Genomic DNA, 19,518 nt, shown 5'->3' with positions numbered 1-19,518 from the left:
ACTTCGGGCATGCCATTGACTCCGAATGAGCTCTGCCGTTGTCGTCCTATGCTCAACAGTAGAGGTGTGTCTGACCATCTGCTCCGTCATCGCTGACAGCAGATCGGCACGCGGCTGGCTCAAGGGCGGATTGCCCGTTCCTCGGCGCTGTGTCCGGGGGTGAGGTCTCCCAGTTGCGAAGGGCGCAGCGATGCGAAGCCGCCCGTCGTCTCGGTCGCGATCACACGTGCAGTGAGGCAGACGTGATCGCTCCCGTCGTCGAGCATCGCGATGCGTTCGACGATGAGACGGTTGGGCAGGTCCTCGAGCAGCGGCACCCCGTCCTCGGTGACGGTGAAGTCAAAACCGGCGAATTTGTCCGTCTCCATTCCGGAAAGTGATCCGAAGTGCCGTGCCGACTCGCGGTCGACGTCGGTGAGGAAGTGCACCGCGAAGCGCTCGGAACGCAGCGCCACCCGGTAGGTGTGGTTGGCCTTCGACAGCCAGAAGCAGTAGTGCTCCGGATCGATGCTCGCCTGGGAATGGAAGCCGACCAGACAGCCGGCCCGTTCACGGTCCGCCGAGGTGGTGACGACGATGAGCGGGGAATCGACCGAACTCATGAGGTCGTCGAGCCCGGAGGTGCTCATGATCGCCCCTCCGCCGCCGGCTTCGCTTCGTATCGGAGGAAGAGAGTGTCATCGGCGACCATCGTCGACTTCAGCGAGAACTGTGCGATGCCGGCTCCCGGCGGCGCGACGCTGACGGGCAGCGCATCGCCGCCCATCATCGGTGAGATCGACAGGCACAGCTCGTCGAGGCGGTCTGCGGCGACGAGCTCCCCGAGCCACCTGGGTCCGCCTTCGCACAGGACGACTTGGTAGCCGAGACCGGCAAGGGCCTGCAGAGCGGCGGCTGGTTCGACCCGCTCCTCGCCGGCGATGATGACCGTGGCCGCCTGTTCGGCGGCCGCCAGCCGCTCCGGATGGGCCTTTGCGCACGTGATGACGATGGTGCGCGCGTGCTCCGGTGCTGCGGCGAAGACCTGTGAGGACCAGTCGAGGTCGAGGCTGCGACTGACGACCGCCACGGGTGGCATCTCGGACTGTCCCCGTGTTTGACGCTGCGCTCGGGCGGACTCGCTCAGCCGCATCGGCGCGTAGCCTTCGCTGCGCACTGTCTGCGCGCCGACCATGACGACATCGGCGATCTGTCGCATCCGTCGGAACAGGTCCTGATCGGGTTCTGTCGACAGAGCACCGACGCGTCCGTGAATGGCAGCGGTTCCGTCGAGACCGGCGACCATATGACCGGTCACCCAGCATTCGTGCCGCGGCTGGGTGCGGTCGACCTCGAGATAGGGTGTCAGCGGGTCCGGGATCGGGGCACCGCGTTCGAGTGGCTCCATCTGTGCAGTCTACTGAACCTCGCCGGCACTCGCGGCGACGACTTTCCGACCATCACCCGGACCCCGCTGACTGTTCACTGACGCGAGAAAGTCAGTCCGTCCAAGCGTCGTCGGTGAAGTAGCCGTCGAGGAATCCTGGCAGGCGGTGACCGTCCTTCGCGGTCGCCAGTGTGTACGGGGCGACGTGGAAGCCGGCCTTGTCGAGTTCGCGCATCTTGTTCGTCGGCAGCTTCTTGCTCGGTCCCACCCATTCGATGCCGGCGTCCTTGATCTCTGCCGGTGATTCCTTCGGCATGGTCGACCCCATGAGATAGAGCGAGGTGTAGCCGCGATCGGCGATCGTCTTCGCCGCTTCGAAGTCGAAGGACTGAACGACGAGGGAGTGTTTGAGCCCGCGTTCGTCGAATTCGTCGAGGACGCGGTCGACCTCCTCGGTGGTGGCCCCGGGCTTGATCTCGGGCACGAGGACGACCTCGCCGCCCATTTCGTCGAGGAGTTCGTCGAGGGTGACGGTGGCGGCTTCTTCTCCGCCGGTCGGGTGCTTGATCGTGGCTGCGTCCCATTCCTCCCGGCTGAGGTCCCGGATGGGTCCGGTCGCGCCGTTGAGGGTGCGGTCGGCGGTGTCGTCGTGGATAAGGACGGGGGTGCCGTCTTCGAGGAACTGGATGTCCATTTCGGGGAGGAATCCGTCCTTCGCCGAGGCGGTGAATCCTTCCATGGATTCTTCCGGATAGACGTCGGCGCCGCCTCGGTGGGAGATCGTGGTCGGGAATTCGATGTCAGCGACCCTGTCCGGGGCGGTGAAATCGCTGGGGGAGCCGAGCCCTGGTGCGTCGCCGGCGGAGCCGAGCCCGGCGGCCGCCGCGGGAGCGAGGCCGGCGCCGAAGGTCGCCGAGGCCGCGAGGACCGCGGTGGTAAGGATGGTGAACGGGCGGGTGCGCTTGGATGCTGCTCTCTGTGTATTCACCTCCCCGACGCTATGGAGGGCAGGTGAGCTTGTGGCGAAGCGGCCGTGAACGTTCTTCGCAGAGTTGGCAAACGGCGGGGAAATCACAACCCTCGCCGAGGCGGCCGACCGGGCCCGTACGTCCGGCCGTTCACTGAACGGCCGGCACGCACGAACCGTGGGTTAGTCGTTTCCGAAGGCCTGCTTCGTGTGCGAGCGGCCGACGAAGGCCATGACGATGAGGAAGATGCCGAAGACGATCGTGTAGATCGCGATGATCCACACCAGCGCGAGCAATGCGGCTCCCGGGTTGGAGAAGACGACGATGAACATGATGACGCCGAAGATGATGTCGAGGACTCCGAGGGCCTTCGACCATCCTTTGAATGATTTGGACGCGACGCTGAGGATGCCGCGGATGAGCATTCCCGACGCCATCATCAGCAGGATGACGGTGCCGCCCATGACGGCGAAGGTCAGCGGTACGATCATGATGATGACGCCGCCGATGACGTAGGCGATGCCTGCGGCCAGCTCCCAACCCCATGACAGGTTCTGTTTGCGGGCCTGCAGGGCGTGGGTGATCTCGAAGACGCCGTCGACGATGAGCCAGGCGCCGACCCAGATTCCGAGTGCTACTGCCATTGCGGCGGGTGCGACGAGGAGGAGGATGCCGAAGAGGACGGCGAGGATGCCGCGGATCAGCACCGCCCAAAAGGCGCCTTTGCCGAGCTCGGTCATCAGCGAACGGACCGCGCCTGTGGGATTCGTGGGATTCTGTGGTGTAGCCATGTCTCCTCCTTCTGAGATGTCTTCGGGTTATTTTCAGTATAGTCCTGTGCTGCGGTGGGAGAAGGGTGCGGTGGGTGGCATGTCCGTGAAGATCACTGAATTACAATCGAGTGTGCGCTGGTAATCAGGCGACCAATCGTTAGTGTTTCTGCTGTGAGCAGCATTCCTGAAAAATCCCCGGCGCGGTCCCCTCCCCACAGGTTTCCCCACCGCGGAGTCCTGCCTGAAGGCAGATACTTCACTCTGACGTGGGCGATCGGCTATGACTACGGCGGGATGACCACAGTCGCCCTGGAACGCAGCTCGGCCTTCGCCCGGCTCGACAACCGCCGGGTTGAGATTCTGACGCTGAGTCCGGAAATGAAGGGTCGGGACCGTGAGCGCGAACTCCACGAGGCGGGAACCCTCGATCGCAAGGTGAAGATCCGCAATCTGTGGCAGGACCTCACCTCGTAGTCCGACCGAAACCTTCGACGAATGGTCGGCACGATCGACCCCGATCCGTCAGCAGTCGATGACGTCTTGAATCGGAGCGGACGGGATTGGACTGAGCTGAGGGAAGATTCCGAGGGCCACCTGCTCCAGGCCGACAGGTATCACGATCGTGGGCATCTGCTTGTCATCGATCGCCAGGACATGAAGGAGCGAGGCCGCCGAGGCGGACGCCGGATCACCCTGTTTGACCATGACCAGAAGGTGATTGCCCAATGGGGCTCTGCTCGTGAGTTCTACCAGGCCTGACTCTATGTCGTCATCGGGGACAAGCCTTCGTACCTCATCTGCGACTCGGCCTTCGTCGGCACTTTCATCCACGAATTTCGGCGCGACAATGTGATTCTTTGTATGGTCAACCACAATCATTTTCTTGCTGATGCGGATGATGAGCCCACTGGAGTACTGGCTGAAGACAAATTCGGCTACCTCCTTCATCTGGACAATTTCGACTTGGCGACCACACTCACCGATTCGCAGCGAGTCGCAATGGAGAGGCTGAACCTGTCGGCGGGAAAACTCACAACGGTGTCGAACCTGACCGATGACCTGCATGGAGACCCGTACCGACCGCGGGCCCGCCACAAGGGCTCCATGATCGCTCGTCTTGAAGGTGCGAAATCAAACTTTCTCGCCAGCTCGTTCAGCCTCTTGACCAGTCGATACGAGGGGCAAGGGCTGGTGGTGCTGGAGAGTATGTCGGCAGGCTGCATTCCTATCTGTTACGAGGTGGACTTTGGCCCGGCAGACATCATCGAGAACGGTGTCAATGGCTTTCTCGTCGACCCGGGCGACGTCGACGGACTGGCTGACGCGATCTCGACATTCCTTTCTCTGTCTGAAGACGAGGTTTCGGCGATGCGCCGAAATGCCGTATCCCGGGCAGCAGACTTCTTCGAACGTCGCATTATCCGACGGTGGGGAGAGGCACTGGCCTCACAGTCGTTTGCTCCGATCTTCCGCGCCGAGGACGCGCGCGCCGAGGCCCAATCTGCCGAAGTGACTGCAAACGGAATTGCCATCACTCTGAGAGTCTCTGACCTGAGGGAGAGCACCCTCACCCAGACGTTCGTCTCCTGGAAGTCGCGGGCTGGCACCTTCTATGGGCGAGTCGAAGCTCGCCGGAGTGGACAGCTGATCACGGCCGAGATTCCGTATTCTCGGATCGAGCATATGACGGGAGAATACGTTGACTTCTCCCTTGACCTCGTCTTTGACAGAGGGTTTGAATGAGTGCGGATCGCCTGTGGCGAAGACTCCGTTATCAGAACTTCAGACCAGGTGCATCTCTATTCGACCAAGCACGGGAACTTCAGTGGCCGCCTTGTCCGAACGGATCTCACATCCACTTCTTGACTCGGAAGACGACGTAGAGAACGACTCCCAACCCAAGCATGAGCCCCAACGCCATCGGATAGCCGAAAGTCCAGTGGAGTTCGGGCATATCGTCGAAGTTCATGCCGTAGATCGCTCCGACGACGGTGGGGGCGAAGAGGATCGCTGCCCAGCCGGAGATCTTCTTCATGTCCTCGTTCTGCCGCTGCGCGACGAGGGTGGAATTGACGTTGAGGATCTGCGACAGGGCTTCTCGCAGCTCGCCCGCCTCGGCGAGGACTCGCGTGAGGTGGTCGGTGACATCATCGAGGTAGGCGCGAAGGTCGTCGGGAATCGCGTACTTGGCTTCCCCGTTCCCGAGCGCCTGCGTCAGTCGGTTGAGGTGGGTGGAGTTGTGGAGGACATCGATCACTTCCTGGCTGAGGAGATAGATGCGCTCGGCAGCGGCAGTGTCCCCGCTGAAGACCTGCCGCTCGATCCCGTCCTTGTCATCCTGCAGTCCGTCGAGGACGGGGAAGTATCCATCGACCACGGTGTCGAGCAGGCGGAACATGAGCGCCTTTGGTCCGAGTGCGAGAAGTTCGCGGTCTTTCGCCCAGCTGCGCCTCTCGTTCGTGAAGTACTCCTGGACTCCGCTGGTGTCCGCCGGAATCGGTGTGCCGTCGATGAATCGGTCTCCCTGACAGATGATGACGAGCACATCATCTTTCATCAGCAAGTGGAACTCGTTGAACTCGACTTCCTCTTTCGCGTCGATGTAGACCGCTGATTTGAGGACGACGAAGAGCACATCACCGTAACGTTCGACCTTGGCCCGCTGGTTCGCATGGAAGATGTCATCGACGAGAACCGGATGCAGGTCCCACGTCGAGGCGACCTCCGCGAACAGCCCGGGAGCGGGCCTGGGGATGACGATCTGCGTGATCGAGCCGGGAACCGACGAGCCGGAGCCGTCCGGGTCATGTGCAGACAGCGCGTCGGCAAAGGACCGGACGACGTTCATCTCCTGCGGTTCGCTGTCGATGATGCGGCGGCTGAACAGCGTCGGTGCCTCGGTGGACTTCGCTTCTGACCCCACCGCCGGTCGCTTGCGCAGTGACGGTCGTTCGGGCTTGTCTCTGCGGACTCTTGACATTGTGCTCCCTTTCCTCTGACAGCTCTTCAACGGTACTGCACATATAGGTCGGCCTCAGGACGCAGCAAGTGGGAGGCGAAATACTTTATCGTCGAATCCTCAGACCGGGTGCGGTGCCTGCGCCAAATCTCTGACTGCGCCCGTGCGCAGATGGGGTTAGAGTGGCAACCGGTTCGTCGCGGACCGGTTGCCCACCACGAGGAGCATGAGAGGACGGAGCCGTAGACCATGCCACGCATATTCCTCCGCCTTTGGCGCCGCTACCGGGATACAGCACTCTTCCTGAAGATGACGGCCGGGTTCGTCCTCGGACTCATCGTTGCCTTCGTCTTCGGAGAGGAGGCGCAGGTGCTGTCACCGATCGGTGACATCCTGCTCAACCTCCTCCAGCTGATCGTCATCCCGATCATCATGGTGACGCTGATCGACGCGGTCAACAGCACGCGCCCCGGAAACCTCGTCAGGGTCGCCTTCAAGACCTTCGCCTTCTACATCCTCACGACGATCGCCGCCGTCGTCATCAGTCTGTCCCTGGCCCTTCTGGTCAAACCGGGGACCGGTCTCCAGCGCCCTGAGAAGGGCGCAGAGACACCCGAGGCCCCCTCATTCGTCGACCAGCTCGTCGGCATATTCCCCGAGAACGTCTTCAAGGCTCTGGTCGACGGCAACATCCTCGCTCTGATCTTCGTGGCCTTGATCGTCGGCCTCACGATGGCAGGTATGCGCCGCTCGTCCGATTCGACGATCTCCGGCTTCGGGAAGCTCGTGTACGACCTCGTACTCGCGGCCAAGGAGATGACGTTCCGCATCCTTGGAGGGATACTCCAATTTGCACCGTTCGGTATCGCAGCCCTGGTGGCGAGCGATATCGGCAGCCAAGGAATCGATGCCCTGGCGGCACTGGGCAAACTGACCGGCGTCGTCTATGCCGGTCTGGCAGCGCAGATCCTCCTCGTCTATATTCCGCTGCTGCTGCTCAACCGGATTCCGGTCGGCGGATTCTTCCGCGTCGCCGGTGCGCCGATGGCCACGGCGTTCACGACTCAGAGCAGCTCAGGGACGATCCCTGTGTCGCTGGAGGCGACGAGGAAAGCAAACATCCGCCAAGAGGTCGCTGGCTTCGTCATCCCATTGGGTGCGACCATCAACATGGACGGAGCGGTCATCCGTCTGGGGGCGTCCGTGGTGCTGGCTGCCAATATCGTCGGCCATGACATGTCCGTGCTCGAACTCGGCGCGATCGTCCTCACGGCCACGTTCGTCTCGATCGGCACCGCAGGAGTCCCCGGCGCCGGACTCATCGGCTTGACGATCCTGCTGCAGCAAGCCGGTCTCCCGCTTGAGACCGTCGCTCTGGTCGCCGGTGCCGACGTTCTGCTCGGAATGGGGGCGACGATGCTCAATATCACCGGCGACCTCGTCGGAGTCCACCTCATCGACAAGAGTGAGAAGCGGATCAGCGAGGGCAGCCGAGAATTGTAGCCCTTTCACTCGAATCACGGGAGGGGTGGCGAAGGCTTCGTCACTCTGAAAGCCTGAGGGCACGGTCCGCACACGTGCTCACCCGACGATACGGCGAGGCCCTGGACCGTGGAGTGAACTGCATCGATACAGCCAACCTCTGCTCGGCCGGGGACGCGGAAAGAGTCCTCGGCGAGATCATGGGCGACAAACGCGATGAAGTCATCCTCACCTCAGATACGAATCACAGATGAAGGAGAAACACCGATGACCACACGTGACGAACTCCGTGCAGAGAAGGCCCTGCAGGGGATGGAATTCCCCGCTTCGAAGACCGAGCTCATCGACTATGCAACCGAACGCTCGGCCACGGCGAAGACACTTCAGGCCTTGCAAGCTCTGCCGGATCGGCAGTTCGAGAACAAGGACGATGTCGTCGAGGCAGTGCCGCAGGAGCCCGAAGGCGACGCTCCCGGAGGGGTGCACCGATGAGATCGGCCGGTGCACTGACGACGTGACAGAAGACAGCGAATCGGAAGAAGGTGTTCGAACATGCGCAGTGATGAGTTCCTCAAAAACGTCACCGAAACCGGCGGGCCCGGCGATCCTGAAAGCGCTGCCGTCGTGACCCGGACGGTATTGGATAACCTGGGGAAACGGCTCAAAGGCGGAGAGGCGGCGGATCTGGCCGCCCAGCTTCCTGCCGAACTGCAGGAGCCGCTCCAACGGCACGGCTCGGAGGCGCCGCTGACCGACGACGTCGATGAGTTCCTCCGTCGTCTGGCTGACCAGCTGGGCGAGGGGATCGATCCTGATACCGCCCGTGCCTACGCACGTGCCGTGATCTCGACGCTTGACGCCGCGGTCTCAGAGGGCGAGGTCGATGATCTCCGCTCACAGCTGCCCGCAGGCTTCGCACCGCTGTTCGAAGGCTGATCTGTGCTTCGCCCCTCACCCTGGTGAAGGCACGGTCTTCGCCGGAGTGAGGGGCGATCTGTCTCCGGCGTCATGGCCGCCCCTGGAGCCGGCGGCGCGAACACCGTCGAGATGAATGAATCCCTGGGCCCACTGGCAGCGCACAGTGCGTGAACCCCATCCGACTTTCGAGGGCTGCGAATACGCGAGTATGGACAGTCTTCGGACTCTCCGGCCACCAGCACGACATCATTGCGCAGGTCGTCAATGAACTCATCGACATGCTGCCGGATCCGCCTCGGGCATCCTTCAGCAGCGAACCCGACCTCGACGAGGTTGAGCCCCTCGCTCCGGGCGACGACTTCGGGGCGTAGCCCCCAAGCGAGAAGAGCGCGAGGTGCGTGGTGCGTGCTGTGAGGATGCTCTTGGCGAAGCCGACCACACCGCGTGAGAGCTGACCACGATCAAGCAGGAACGGAGGTCGAGTTCAGGTCGGACACAGATGGGCATGCACAATAGTCTCCATGACCTTCCTACCGGCAGATCTGCCGCACACCGCTGTTCGCGGTGCCAATTTCGCGCAGTCGGTCGCCAAACTCGTGGCTCAGAGACTGCGGGAACGCTTCCGTGAATCGCGACTGCCAGACGAATTCTCTCCGCAGGACGATGACGTTTTCGTTGCAGCCGGCTACTTCGCTGGTGACCTCACCTCGGTTTACCAGCTCGAGCAGTGGCTCTGGCCCTTCAAGCAGCTCGAAGCGCGGCTCAAGGAAGCCGGTCATGGGGATCAGCCTTTCGGGATCATTGTCCGCAATGCCCCGGTTGCTGAGTACCTTAAGAGCATCACCTCGTTCCCGGTGCGGTTCTCACGCCTGACCAGCGGCCTCGACAAGTTCATGCAGTCGCCGAGTCTCCGTGCCGTCTTCTATGTCAACCAGGGAACCAGCAATTTCCAAGCGCTGCGCTACCCCGAGCCCGCTCACGTGCACCTCAGCCACGGCGAGAGCGAGAAGATTTCGATGATTTCCAACCAGCTCAAGGGGTACGACTATGTCTTCACAGCCGGCCGGGCTGCAAGGGAACGCGTCCAGCAGGCTCTTTACGGAATGAGCGACGATCGCATGTTCGACGTCGGACGACCGCAGCTCGACCGCCCCCGTTCGGTTCCGCACGAGTGGAAGAGATTCAAAGAGGCGTCCCCGGATGGGCAAGCCGTATTCTATGCGCCCACGTGGGAGGGTGACTCTCCGTCGATGGCGTACGGCACCATCGCCTACAACGGAACGCAGCTCGTCACTTCGCTGCTGGAAGCCGGATACCGAGTGATCTTCCGCCCGCACCCGCGCACCGGGGTGATGTGCCACGAATTTGAGAAGGCTGTCGAAGACGTGGCGGAGATCGTCGAGTCCGATCCGCGTGGGTTCCTCGACGAGAGTCCAGACGTGTCTTGGCAGTTGGACGAGGCCGATCTCGCAGTGGTCGAGATGACCTCCGTCGCTTTCGACTGGCTCTCCTCCGGGAAACCCCTCGTGATGGTCCAGCCTCACGAACCCGAGGCAGAGGTGCTCGAAGGCGGCCTGATGGATCTGTGTCCGACAGTCGGATCCACCGGTGAAGCCGATGTCGTCGACGTCATCGACGAGGCAGTCGCGCAAGCCGGGTCTGTTGAGGCGATCGCCCAGCTCTATCTCGGTGACACGAGCCCAGGGGCGCAGATCGCCCGTTTCATCCGGTCAAGCGAGCAGGTGATCGCCCAGCGGGTCGAGGAGCATCGGTTAAAGCACCTCGTGTGAAGCATTTGATAATTTCTTAACTTAAAGTTACAGAATGGTAAAATAACGCCGGACCAATTCCGCGGCCCACCACCTGGGCTCCGATCACTGGACGGAAACAGCAATGCGACGAGTCATTACGTACGGAACCTTCGACCTGCTCCACTACGGGCATATTCGCCTGCTCCAGCGGTGCAAGGAACAGGGCGATTATTTGGTGGTGGCCCTGTCGAGTGACGAATTCAATGCTGGCAAGGGCAAGAAGTCGTACTTCAGCTACGAAGAGCGCAAGCACATGCTTGAAGCGATTCGCTACGTCGACCTCGTCATTCCTGAAGACAACTGGGAACAGAAGTCGACCGACGTCGACAAGTACCACATCGACACGTTCGTCATGGGCGACGACTGGGAAGGCGAGTTCGACTTCCTCAAAGACAAGTGCGAGGTCGTCTACCTTCCCCGCACGCCGGAGATCTCGACCACTCGAATCAAAAGCGAGCTGGGTAAGTCCTGACCGAAGGGGCGCGGACTTCGCGCTATCGTGGCTGGAGACCAACCATGGACCAGAGAGGAACGGACGTGCCCGAAAAGTCTCCGGCGAAACATCCGTCGCTGGCGGAGCTTCGGGCCAAGGCCCAGCCGATAGAAGTCCGCAGCCGCAAAAACGCGGAGCACTGGACCGCGCAGCTCTATCTCCGGCACATCTCGATCTACTTCACCATGTTGCTCGTTCGGACCCGGATCAGCGCCAACGGCGTCACCGGGCTGATGATCCTGTCAGGTTGGTGCATCGCCGTAAGCCTGCTGATCCCCGGCATCTGGGGTGCAGTCCTTGCCGTGTTCTTCGCCCAATTGCAGATGTACATCGACTGCTGTGACGGTGAGGTCGCCCGCTGGCGCGGAACGAGCGGTGCCAAAGGCGTCTTTCTCGACAAGGTCGGCCACTATACGACCGAAGGTCTTGTCGCGGTTGCCCTCGGAATACGAGCGGTGGGGGAGTGGAGCAACCTCATAGACGACCCGGCCGGTTCGTACCCGCTTCTCCTCGCCGGGACCGTCTTAGCAGCTTTGGTCCTGTTGAACAAGGCACTCAACGACATGGTCCATGTCTCCCGCGCGTTCAACGGACTCGACAAACTCGCGGATTCGAAGGAAGCCACCGCCGTCAACCCGGGCCTCGTCGCCACTCTCAAGCGTATCGCCCGCTTCGTGCCCTTCCACCGCATCTTCCACTCGGTGGAGATGTCTCTGATGGCTCTGCTCTCGAGCATTGTGACTGCGATTGCTGTGGCAGGTGGGGCCGAACCGCTATTAGGGGAACGGTTGCTCGTTCTCATCATGGTGCCGCTGTGCCTGCTGTCGGTCATCGGACACTTCCTGTCGATCATGGCATCAAGGAGGCTGTCATGAGCGATAACTCGAAGATCCTCTCCCAGCGGTTCGAAGACAATCGTCGCTACACGTTCGGCGTCGTCGTGCTCAGCCAGGGAAAACGACTCGACGACCTCAACCGCGGTTTCGAATCACTGCTGGCGCAGAAAGGCGTCGATCTCGACATCGTCTGTGTTGGAAATGGATGGGAGCCAGAAGGCATACCGGACCAAGTCAAGAAGTTGGGGCTGCCGGAGAACCTGGGCATCCCTGCCGGGCGCAACGCCGGAGTCCCTCACGTCGACGGTGAGTTCCTGTTCTTCCTTGACGATGACGCATGGCTGCCGGACGACACGTCGCTGATGCGCATGGCGCAACTGATGCGTACGAAGCCGCAGATCGGACTAATCCAGCCAAGGGTCGAGGAACCCGGTGGGCCCGATGCGCCGAAACGGTGGATTCCCAGACTCAAGAAGGGGAGCGCCGACCACTCATCGAACGTGTTCTCGGTGTGGGAAGGCGCAGTCTGCATGCAACGCCGAGCGTTCGACGAGTGCGGCGGATGGCCGGCACCATTCTGGTACGCGCATGAGGGAATTGAGCTCGCGTGGAGGGTCTGGGACGCCGGCTACATCGTCTGGTACATGGGCGATCTCGCCGTCGCCCACCCGGTGATCGACCCGAGACGCCACGACGAATACTTCTACATGAACGCCAGAAACCGCGTCTGGTTGGCCCGACGGAACCTGCCCTGGCCTTTCAGCTGGGCGTACGTCGGTTCATGGACATTGATGCAGTTCATCAAGTGGGCCAATAAGCCTCACCAACTCAAAGCGTGGATGGAAGGATGGCGGGCCGGCTGGCGTCTCGACCCCTGGGGCCAAGACGAAGACCGGCAGAAGCTGTCAAGAAGAGGTGTACTTCGAATGTCCCGGCACGGACGCCCCCCGATCGTGTGAACGCCAGGATTATCTGCCCGGCGCGCGAGAGATCACACCGACAACAAAGAGGGGACCGCGGTCGGGTCCGACCTCACCGACTGAGAAACCGAGTGGAGCCGCTTCATGTCGTCATCAGCGTCCGTTGCTGAAAGCTCTCCCCACGCGAACAGCGCACCTCAGCCCTCCGGCTTCCGCTCCGATATCCAGGGGCTGCGTGCACTGGCCGTAGGGATCGTGCTGCTGTACCACCTGTGGCCGACCACATTCGACGGCGGATTCGTCGGAGTCGACATCTTCTTCGTCATCTCCGGCTTCCTCATCACCAGCCACCTCATCAAGTCCCCTCCGCGCAGCTGGGGCGATGTGGCAAAGTTCTGGGCGCGACGAGTCCGGCGGCTGCTGCCGGCGTCACTGCTCGTCCTCTTCCTCGTCGGAATCGCAACCTTCCTCGTTGCTCCACAATCTGTCTGGGCCGATACCGGACGCCAGATCCTCTCCGCAGGGCTCTACGTCGTCAACTGGGACTTCGCCGTATCCAGCGTCGACTACCTGGCTGCGGACGATGCTCCCTCCCCGGTGCAGCATTTCTGGTCACTGTCCGTCGAGGAACAGTTCTACTTCGTCTGGCCGATGATCATCGGTCTGGCGTTCCTCGTCGGGGCGAAGCTCGGCCGATCCAAGAAGATCGTCGGTTTCACCGTTCTCGGAATCTTCCTCGCCTCACTCATCTTCTCCATCGTCTACACGGCCGACGAACCGGCGATGGCCTACTTCATCACCCCGACCAGGATGTGGGAGCTGGCCATGGGCGGGCTGGTTGCCGTCTTCGTCATCTACGTTCGACCTGAGCGCCTCCCGTTCAGCTCTCTGCTCGGGTGGGTCGGACTCGCCGGAATTGTTGCCGCCACCTTCCTCATCCGCGCAGACATGCCGTTCCCCGGCTACATTGCGCTGGTCCCGGTGCTCTCGACGGCACTCGTCATCCTCGCTGACTCGCGGGGCCGGACCTCCGTGCTTCCGCTGCTGTCATTGCGGCCCGTTCGTTTCCTCGGCGATATCTCGTACTCCGTCTATCTCTGGCATTGGCCGCTCATCGTTCTCGTGCCCTATCTTTCGGCCAAACTGGGACGCTCGGAGAGCCTCGGCGTACTGGACAATATCGCGATCATTCTGGTCTCGATCATTGCCGCGTGGGCGTCGACGACGTGGGTCGAGAACCGGTTCCGCAAGTCGTCGTTCTTCAGCAGTTCGAAGAAGACCTTTGCGTTTGCAGCACTTGCCATGGCTCTCGTCGCGGCTCTGGGGCTCAGCCAGATGGTCGTCGCCAACACCATCGTCGAGCAGAACGAGGACAAGCTGCAGGCCCAGCTGGATGACCCCGATTCCTGCCTCGGCGCAGGCATTCTCCTTCCCAGTGCAGAGGACAACCCCAACTGCGAAGACAAGGATTCGCTGCAGATGGAACCCGCTGCGGCGAAGAAGGACAAGTCCAAAGCCTATGCCGATGGCTGTTGGGCCAGCGCACCATATGCGAGCAAACCGGAATGCACCTACGGAGACGGGTCGAAGCATGTCGCACTCGTCGGAAACTCGCATGCCGGACATTGGCTGCCGACGCTCGAGAGATTGGCCGACGAGCGTGATCTGACGATCACCACGTTCCTCGCCTCGAACTGCAGCATTTCGACCCTGCCTCAGGACCTGTCGACGCCCGAGGAAACAAAGGGATGTCAGGATTACGCCGATTGGGTCTCGAAGAGAACGACCGAAGGCGGCTTCGACGCAGTGATCACCTCGGAACGGCAATCCACTCCGCTGGAAGGCATGGACTGGGAAGAAACCGAGAAGAAGGCACCCGCAGGGCACCATGAGATCCTGCAGCGCTGGGTCGATGCTGATTTGGACGTTGTGGTCATTCGGGACACCCCATACCCCGGTGGAGCCGATATCACCGTGCCGGATTGCGTCGCCAAGCACGAAGACGACCTCGAGCAGTGCTCCGGAACCCCGGAGTCGTGGCATTGGATGGACCCGCTGGCCGCCTCGGCGAGGAGTATGGACTCGAAGCGGCTGTCGATCATCTACCCGCAGGACTGGTTCTGCCCTGAGGGGCGCTGCGAGCCGGTCATCGGCGGAGTCATCACTTATTTCGATACCGCCCATATCACCGCGACCTATGCGCAGACACTTGCCCCGCAATTCGACGCGAGCCTGCGCAGGTCCGGCTTGGACACCTTTGATTGAGCGCCGAGGGGAGCCCGCCGACCGGTTCATCGAACTGACAGTCAAGTCCGATATCGTGAGCCTGATTGATCCCGAAAAACTTACTTAAGCCCACGACCGTTCACCGAAATCTCTGCAAAGGACGAAACGAGTGACAACTGGACGAAATGCCGCGGACCGGTACCTCAGCAAGGGAAGAGAACTGGTGAAACCAGTTGTCCACGGGATCGCCCGTCGTGCTCTGCCGGTGGTCGAACGGGCTTCCGGGACGAGATACGTGCGAGAACGTGCGGAAGGCGAAACAGGAACCGGAAAGTCGTCCGGGAAGCCCAAGAAGATCGCGACCGCGACCGCCCGGGCCTACCGGAAACTGGCAACAGGATTGCGCGGAGCGACAGCAGAGGGCATCGACGGATGGACCGTTGCGCCGTCGACCCGAGAGGTCGACACCAAAGCACGGCAGCTGGCACGCCTCAAGGCGCACGCGGCATTGTCGGAAGCACTGACTCAGGGATCGTCGTTCGGCCCCGCAGCCGTGCAGGTCGGCCGGTCACTTGTCGCTGCCGGGCATCTGGCTGACACCGTCTCGATCGGGCTCAACCTCCGCAGCAATCCCTCCACCGAGGAAGCCGGTAGGGTTCTCCTAGGCATGGCCTACCAGCGGTCATCGGACTCCGAGGTTGCCTGGGCGCAGTTTGAGAAAATCGACGACCGGGACATCATCGTCTCTGCCGCCGAGGAGTACTACCCGACTGCGATCGACACGCTGGGTGACGACGGTCTGCCGCTCCTGGACCGGGCGAACGAGATAGGCGAAACCGACCGCTGGAGTGCGAAAGCCGTGCTGCGCACCGCTGAATCGGCCTTCTGCATCGGAGCCTTTGACCACGTCCGTTCGCTCGTCGAATCACGTCTGAACCAGATGGAAGACGAGACTGATTCGGCGGTGCGTTACGAGCTCAATCGCATGCGCGACTGGCTCCCGGGAGGAAAGCACCTCGAGGCTCTGCCGACGACAGCCGGAAAGCGCAACTTCGGTGTCCTCAGTTACGATCAGCCGGGGATCCGGTCACGCAACATCGGCGACTACATCCAGACGATTGCCTCGATTGGTCACCTCCTCCGGTATGAGAACCTCACGTTCTCCGGCGACGAAGGACTGACAGCACTCTTCAAGAAGTTCCGCAAGTCAGTCAAAGAGGAACGAAAGTACGCGGGGCCGGATGGCGAACTCAATCTGGTCGAGGTCTATCGCGACGGTAACGTCTACCAGGACATCCCGGAGGACACCTGGTACATCGCCTTCGGTTGGTACATGCACGACATCTTCGGTAAGTCGTTCAATATTCCGTTCCACCCGAATCTGCGCCCGATCCTATTGTCCGTGTTCGTGCGCTACCCCGAGATGCTCACATCAGAAGCCATCGCCTATCTCAAGAAGTACGGACCGGTCGGTTGCCGTGACTGGCAGTCCGTCGCCGTGCTGCGCGCAGTCGGTGTGCCCGCATTCTTCTCCGGCTGCCTGACGACGACCGTCGACACTCTCTTCCCCGCAGCCTCACCTGACCGTCGCTCGGGAACGCTGCGCGTCGACTGGACGAAGGACAACAAAGGTCCGAAGAAGAAGCAGACGGTTACCGCGATCCGCGACAAGTCGTTCCCGGAGAACCTCGAACTCGCACGCAACTGGGTCGCTGACTACGCCTACAAGTACAAGCACGTCCTCACATCCCGCCTGCACGCGAATCTGCCGGCACGATCGGTCGGGGCCGACGTCGACTTCGAACCCAAGAACAAGTCCGATTCCCGGTTCGGCGGACTCATCGGCATCGATGCGGCCGAGTTCGATGCCATCCGCAATGGAATCCTCGACAAACTCGCTGTGTTGCTGCCCCTTATCGCGACGGGCGCATCCGAAGACGAGATCTACGCAAAGTGGGTCGAGATCACAGCAGACGAGATGGCATTCGCTGACGAATATCTGGCATCGGCCCAACTGCCCGTCGCGGACAGCGAGACCGTTGCCTCGGCACTGAGCGGGATCGAACGACCCGCTCCCGACGCACAGGTCACCGACATCGTCATGACCGTTGAGAAGGGCGAGGCGCCCTTGGTCGGACAGGCTCTCCGCACTATCGAGACCCACGCGGGAGCCGCCTACCGCGTGTGGCTGCCGAACGGTGCGTTGACCTCAGCCGAAGTCGACGAGATCCGCAGCGAGCTCAGCCAGGGAAGCATCGACATCCTCCCGTCTGTGGCATTGGGCGAGGAGAAGAACACGCCTGATGTGCTGGCGGCAGTTCTGCCTGCGCTGTTCGCAGACCACGAGCGACTCATCGTCGTCCCCGCAGCCGCCGAGGTGTCCGCGGACATCACCGAGCTCTCGACCGTCGACTTCAAGGACACGCTGCTGGCTGCGAAACATGATGTCAGAAAGAGCCGATCCAGCGGTCTCACACTGATGCGACGGATCGCGACCACATTCGGTGACGATCACAAGGGTGCCCTCGACTTCGTCTTCGCCAGCCACGCGGGGATGAGCGAAGATTTCGTGCCGTTCGACCCGCAGATTGCCGTGCTCAATCTGACCGAGCTGCGCAGCGAAGGAGTCGTCGAACGAGTCCTCGGTCTCGTGCAGCATAACGGTCTCAGCTATATCGACGCGATGCAGATGATCGTGAAAGGCCGGTATGCCGACCTTGGCGACGACTGGAACATCCATGCCCAGTGGGAAGCAGCGGACGCTCCCAAGATCGTCAATTGGCGCCGCCAGGCTCGCCACTTCGGCCATATGGCGCTGACGCGCTGACTGTCCGACCGTCGTCGATGAGCATTGAGGAAAGGTACCACTTATGAGGTTGCGAGCCCAATCGACCCCAGACGGCAGTGGCAGAGACGTTGAACCAGTCGGTCCCGCATTCGGGACCGACGCAGTCCACGTATACAACGTACTGTGGGGCATCCCGGAATCCATGGGCGGCATGACGACGGCTGCGCTGCGTCGGATTCGGAGCTTCCAGAAATATGGAAGCCCGTTATCGCAGACCATTCTCGCGTTCAGTCCGCGCATGGACACCGATGAGATCAGGGACCGGCTGATCGCACAGGGGAAGATGCGAGACGATGTCGAGCTCGTCAACATCTGGCAGGATCTTCGCGGACGAAGCGAAGCCGGGCTGGCCCGCCTTGAGGGAGAACCCCCGAGGATGCCGATCCCCGACGAGGACGGCGAGCTCGAGAACATCACCCCCTTCTACGACGTGTTCCGCAACTCGCGTACCGGTCGAGTCATCCGGCGCAACTATTTGCGAGGCGACGGAAGTCTGCTGCTCGCTGACATCGAGGTTCCGAAACTGGGCCGACGGTTCATCCTGCATTCTCCGTCGGGGGAGCCGATGGTCGAGTGGCGCCGGCCGCGCGATTTCTACAATGCGTGGATCACAGCGACCGTGACGAAGTCGCCGGCAGTCGTCATCGTCGATGACAAGAAGGTCAGCGAATTCATCCACGAAATCTCGGACCGCGACTTCGCACTCATCCTCTTCCTCCACGGAAGCCATCTCAGCCACCCATGGAACGGTAATCACGGGCAGCCCCTGAGGGCCCGTACAGATACGATGCGCAACTTCGACCGATTCGACATCGTCGGAGTGCAGACACAGCAGCAGGCCGAAGCTATTCGCGCCATGGGCTTCTCTGGCGAGAACATCAGACTGCTGACAGGGGAACTCCCGCAAGGATCAGTCGTCTCTGATCCGCCGATGGAGAGAGACATGGGGAATGCCGTAATGGTCGCGAACCTCATCGACCTCAAACGCATCGAACATCCGATCCGCGCAATCGCGAAGCTGCGTGACCGTGGCGTCGCAGTCTCTCTGACCGTGCTTGGGGAGGGACCCGCGAGACCAAAACTGGAAGCTCTCGTCGATGAGCTCGACCTCAGCGACCGCGTCAAACTTCCGGGGTACGTCAATGATGTGCATGAACGATTGACGTCGGCGTCGTTCTCCACGCTCACCAGCACAAGCGAGGGGCTGCCTCTGTCCCTGCTGGAAGCGATGGGCGCCGGGTGTGTCCCCATCGTCTACGACATCACCTACGGTCCGCGAGACCTCATCGACCAGGGTGTTAACGGCTTCATCACTCCGTGGAGCGATATTGACGCACTGGCCGACCAGATCGACGCCTTCCTCACATTGGACGAGGACCGCGTTGAGGGCATGCGTCGGGAGGCACGGAAGACCGTCGAACGCTACCTTCCTGAAGCGGGTTACCAGCGTTGGCAGGACGCGCTGGAAGAAGTGGCGGTGGTGAACCTGCCCGATGACCGTGACGAGAAATCGGCACCGTCGATCGCCGCCAGGAAGCTCACTTGCGAGGCGACAACTCAGGGTTGCCGCATCGAGATCGAACTCGACCGGATCCATCCGGCGATTGCTGAGAGCCTGGAGCTGGTCGTTGCGGGCCGGAAGCTCAGCACCTTCTTCGTCAGCAGCAGTACGCAGATCTCAACCCGCAGATTCGGCAACAAAGTCGTTCTTACCTTCGACGTCGACTACGCGGGCTTCTCGGAGTCTCCCGACGAGACTTTCGACGTGTTCCTGCGCAGAGCCCACGACATGTGGACAGCCAAGCGGAGAATCAAGGCACCGAGGCGGTTCCGTGCTGTGCAAGCAGGGGACAGAGAATGGTATTCGACGAAGCATGGGAACCTGTCGGTCCGTCCACACTCGTGAGCTGAGATTGGG

The 19,518-nt window shown here is 61.5% G+C and carries 20 protein-coding genes; 14 read left to right on the top strand and 6 right to left on the bottom strand.

Annotation, left to right across the window (positions count from 1 at the left end; genetic code table 11):
• Positions 1 to 119 precede the first annotated feature (119 nt).
• The 4 genes from CXR29_RS13630 to CXR29_RS13615 all read right to left on the bottom strand — a co-directional run bounded on the left by CXR29_RS13630 (position 120) and on the right by CXR29_RS13615 (position 3,125).
• Positions 120 to 629, bottom strand: a complete 510-nt coding sequence (locus tag CXR29_RS13630; protein WP_127364816.1) for a flavin reductase family protein — start codon at positions 627 to 629, stop codon at positions 120 to 122.
• Complete coding sequence (locus tag CXR29_RS13625) at positions 626 to 1,387, bottom strand: pyrimidine reductase family protein (RefSeq protein WP_127364815.1); 762 nt, start codon at positions 1,385 to 1,387, stop codon at positions 626 to 628. The genes CXR29_RS13630 and CXR29_RS13625 overlap by 4 nt, the downstream gene beginning before the upstream one ends.
• Before the next feature lie 91 nt (positions 1,388 to 1,478).
• Positions 1,479 to 2,354: a glycerophosphodiester phosphodiesterase gene (locus CXR29_RS13620; RefSeq protein ID WP_127364814.1), complete on the bottom strand. Its 876-nt coding sequence runs from the start codon at positions 2,352 to 2,354 to the stop codon at positions 1,479 to 1,481.
• A 162-nt stretch (positions 2,355 to 2,516) separates the two neighbouring features.
• Positions 2,517 to 3,125, bottom strand: coding sequence for an HdeD family acid-resistance protein (locus tag CXR29_RS13615; protein WP_127364813.1), 609 nt, complete (start codon positions 3,123 to 3,125; stop codon positions 2,517 to 2,519).
• A 153-nt stretch (positions 3,126 to 3,278) separates the two neighbouring features.
• On the opposite strand from CXR29_RS13615, the gene CXR29_RS13610 reads away from it, so the two are divergent.
• Complete coding sequence (locus CXR29_RS13610) at positions 3,279 to 3,581, top strand: hypothetical protein (RefSeq protein WP_127364812.1); 303 nt, start codon at positions 3,279 to 3,281, stop codon at positions 3,579 to 3,581.
• Between the two features lie 48 nt (positions 3,582 to 3,629).
• On the opposite strand, the gene CXR29_RS17350 is transcribed toward CXR29_RS13610, so the two are convergent.
• Positions 3,630 to 4,055, bottom strand: a complete 426-nt coding sequence (locus CXR29_RS17350; protein ID WP_164742830.1) for a hypothetical protein — start codon at positions 4,053 to 4,055, stop codon at positions 3,630 to 3,632.
• Between the two features lie 15 nt (positions 4,056 to 4,070).
• Between CXR29_RS17350 and CXR29_RS13600 the strand changes: the two genes are divergently transcribed.
• Positions 4,071 to 4,850, top strand: coding sequence for a glycosyltransferase (locus CXR29_RS13600; RefSeq protein ID WP_164742829.1), 780 nt, complete (start codon positions 4,071 to 4,073; stop codon positions 4,848 to 4,850).
• 106 nt (positions 4,851 to 4,956) lie between these two features.
• Here CXR29_RS13600 and CXR29_RS13595 read toward each other — a convergent pair whose 3' ends face one another.
• A complete protein-coding gene (locus tag CXR29_RS13595; protein ID WP_127364809.1) occupies positions 4,957 to 6,087 on the bottom strand; it encodes a magnesium and cobalt transport protein CorA in 1,131 nt (376 codons plus the stop codon).
• 228 nt (positions 6,088 to 6,315) lie between these two features.
• Between CXR29_RS13595 and CXR29_RS13590 the strand changes: the two genes are divergently transcribed.
• The 12 genes from CXR29_RS13590 (at position 6,316) to CXR29_RS13535 (ending at position 19,506) form a co-directional block, all read left to right on the top strand.
• Positions 6,316 to 7,569: a dicarboxylate/amino acid:cation symporter gene (locus CXR29_RS13590; RefSeq protein WP_127364808.1), complete on the top strand. Its 1,254-nt coding sequence runs from the start codon at positions 6,316 to 6,318 to the stop codon at positions 7,567 to 7,569.
• A gap of 74 nt (positions 7,570 to 7,643) precedes the next feature.
• A complete protein-coding gene (locus tag CXR29_RS13585; RefSeq protein ID WP_241241461.1) occupies positions 7,644 to 7,802 on the top strand; it encodes an aldo/keto reductase in 159 nt (52 codons plus the stop codon).
• A gap of 13 nt (positions 7,803 to 7,815) precedes the next feature.
• On the top strand, positions 7,816 to 8,040 hold the full coding sequence (locus CXR29_RS13580; protein WP_127364806.1) for a DUF2795 domain-containing protein: 225 nt from the start codon (positions 7,816 to 7,818) through the stop codon (positions 8,038 to 8,040).
• Positions 8,041 to 8,100: 60 nt separating this feature from the next.
• A complete protein-coding gene (locus tag CXR29_RS13575) occupies positions 8,101 to 8,484 on the top strand; it encodes a DUF2267 domain-containing protein (RefSeq protein ID WP_127364805.1) in 384 nt (127 codons plus the stop codon).
• Between the two features lie 149 nt (positions 8,485 to 8,633).
• Complete coding sequence (locus CXR29_RS13570) at positions 8,634 to 8,837, top strand: hypothetical protein (RefSeq protein WP_127364804.1); 204 nt, start codon at positions 8,634 to 8,636, stop codon at positions 8,835 to 8,837.
• 150 nt (positions 8,838 to 8,987) lie between these two features.
• Complete coding sequence (locus CXR29_RS13565) at positions 8,988 to 10,256, top strand: CDP-glycerol glycerophosphotransferase family protein (protein WP_127364803.1); 1,269 nt, start codon at positions 8,988 to 8,990, stop codon at positions 10,254 to 10,256.
• A 103-nt stretch (positions 10,257 to 10,359) separates the two neighbouring features.
• The gene (gene tagD / locus CXR29_RS13560; protein ID WP_127364802.1) at positions 10,360 to 10,749 is read left to right on the top strand and encodes a glycerol-3-phosphate cytidylyltransferase; all 390 of its coding nucleotides are present in this window, start codon (positions 10,360 to 10,362) and stop codon (positions 10,747 to 10,749) included.
• A 65-nt stretch (positions 10,750 to 10,814) separates the two neighbouring features.
• Entirely contained in the window at positions 10,815 to 11,645 is an 831-nt protein-coding gene (locus CXR29_RS13555) for a CDP-alcohol phosphatidyltransferase family protein (protein WP_241241460.1), read from the top strand.
• On the top strand, positions 11,642 to 12,565 hold the full coding sequence (locus CXR29_RS13550) for a glycosyltransferase family 2 protein (protein WP_127364800.1): 924 nt from the start codon (positions 11,642 to 11,644) through the stop codon (positions 12,563 to 12,565). The genes CXR29_RS13555 and CXR29_RS13550 overlap by 4 nt, the downstream gene beginning before the upstream one ends.
• Positions 12,566 to 12,670: 105 nt before the next feature.
• A complete protein-coding gene (locus CXR29_RS13545) occupies positions 12,671 to 14,791 on the top strand; it encodes an acyltransferase family protein (RefSeq protein ID WP_127364799.1) in 2,121 nt (706 codons plus the stop codon).
• 184 nt (positions 14,792 to 14,975) lie between these two features.
• The gene (locus CXR29_RS13540) at positions 14,976 to 17,579 is read left to right on the top strand and encodes a glycosyltransferase family protein (RefSeq protein ID WP_127364798.1); all 2,604 of its coding nucleotides are present in this window, start codon (positions 14,976 to 14,978) and stop codon (positions 17,577 to 17,579) included.
• A 259-nt stretch (positions 17,580 to 17,838) separates the two neighbouring features.
• The gene (locus CXR29_RS13535; RefSeq protein ID WP_164742828.1) at positions 17,839 to 19,506 is read left to right on the top strand and encodes a glycosyltransferase; all 1,668 of its coding nucleotides are present in this window, start codon (positions 17,839 to 17,841) and stop codon (positions 19,504 to 19,506) included.
• The last annotated feature ends 12 nt before the right edge of the window (positions 19,507 to 19,518 follow it).

Source organism: Brevibacterium linens, assembly GCF_003999335.1.
Classification (GTDB): domain Bacteria; phylum Actinomycetota; class Actinomycetes; order Actinomycetales; family Brevibacteriaceae; genus Brevibacterium; species Brevibacterium linens.
The sequence above is the reverse complement of the archived record's forward strand: the minus strand, read 5'-3'. Positions and strand labels throughout refer to the sequence as shown.

Coding starts and splice junctions, on each gene's coding strand:
- CXR29_RS13630 (WP_127364816.1), bottom strand. CDS start 629: ATGAGCACCTCCGGGCTCGACGACCTCATGAGTTCGGTCGATTCCCCG.
- CXR29_RS13625 (WP_127364815.1), bottom strand. CDS start 1,387: ATGGAGCCACTCGAACGCGGTGCCCCGATCCCGGACCCGCTGACACCC.
- CXR29_RS13615 (WP_127364813.1), bottom strand. CDS start 3,125: ATGGCTACACCACAGAATCCCACGAATCCCACAGGCGCGGTCCGTTCG.
- CXR29_RS17350 (WP_164742830.1), bottom strand. CDS start 4,055: ATGAAGGAGGTAGCCGAATTTGTCTTCAGCCAGTACTCCAGTGGGCTC.
- CXR29_RS13595 (WP_127364809.1), bottom strand. CDS start 6,087: ATGTCAAGAGTCCGCAGAGACAAGCCCGAACGACCGTCACTGCGCAAG.
- CXR29_RS13590 (WP_127364808.1), top strand. CDS start 6,316: ATGCCACGCATATTCCTCCGCCTTTGGCGCCGCTACCGGGATACAGCA.
- CXR29_RS13580 (WP_127364806.1), top strand. CDS start 7,816: ATGACCACACGTGACGAACTCCGTGCAGAGAAGGCCCTGCAGGGGATG.
- CXR29_RS13575 (WP_127364805.1), top strand. CDS start 8,101: ATGCGCAGTGATGAGTTCCTCAAAAACGTCACCGAAACCGGCGGGCCC.
- CXR29_RS13565 (WP_127364803.1), top strand. CDS start 8,988: ATGACCTTCCTACCGGCAGATCTGCCGCACACCGCTGTTCGCGGTGCC.
- tagD (WP_127364802.1), top strand. CDS start 10,360: ATGCGACGAGTCATTACGTACGGAACCTTCGACCTGCTCCACTACGGG.
- CXR29_RS13550 (WP_127364800.1), top strand. CDS start 11,642: ATGAGCGATAACTCGAAGATCCTCTCCCAGCGGTTCGAAGACAATCGT.
- CXR29_RS13545 (WP_127364799.1), top strand. CDS start 12,671: ATGTCGTCATCAGCGTCCGTTGCTGAAAGCTCTCCCCACGCGAACAGC.
- CXR29_RS13535 (WP_164742828.1), top strand. CDS start 17,839: ATGGACACCGATGAGATCAGGGACCGGCTGATCGCACAGGGGAAGATG.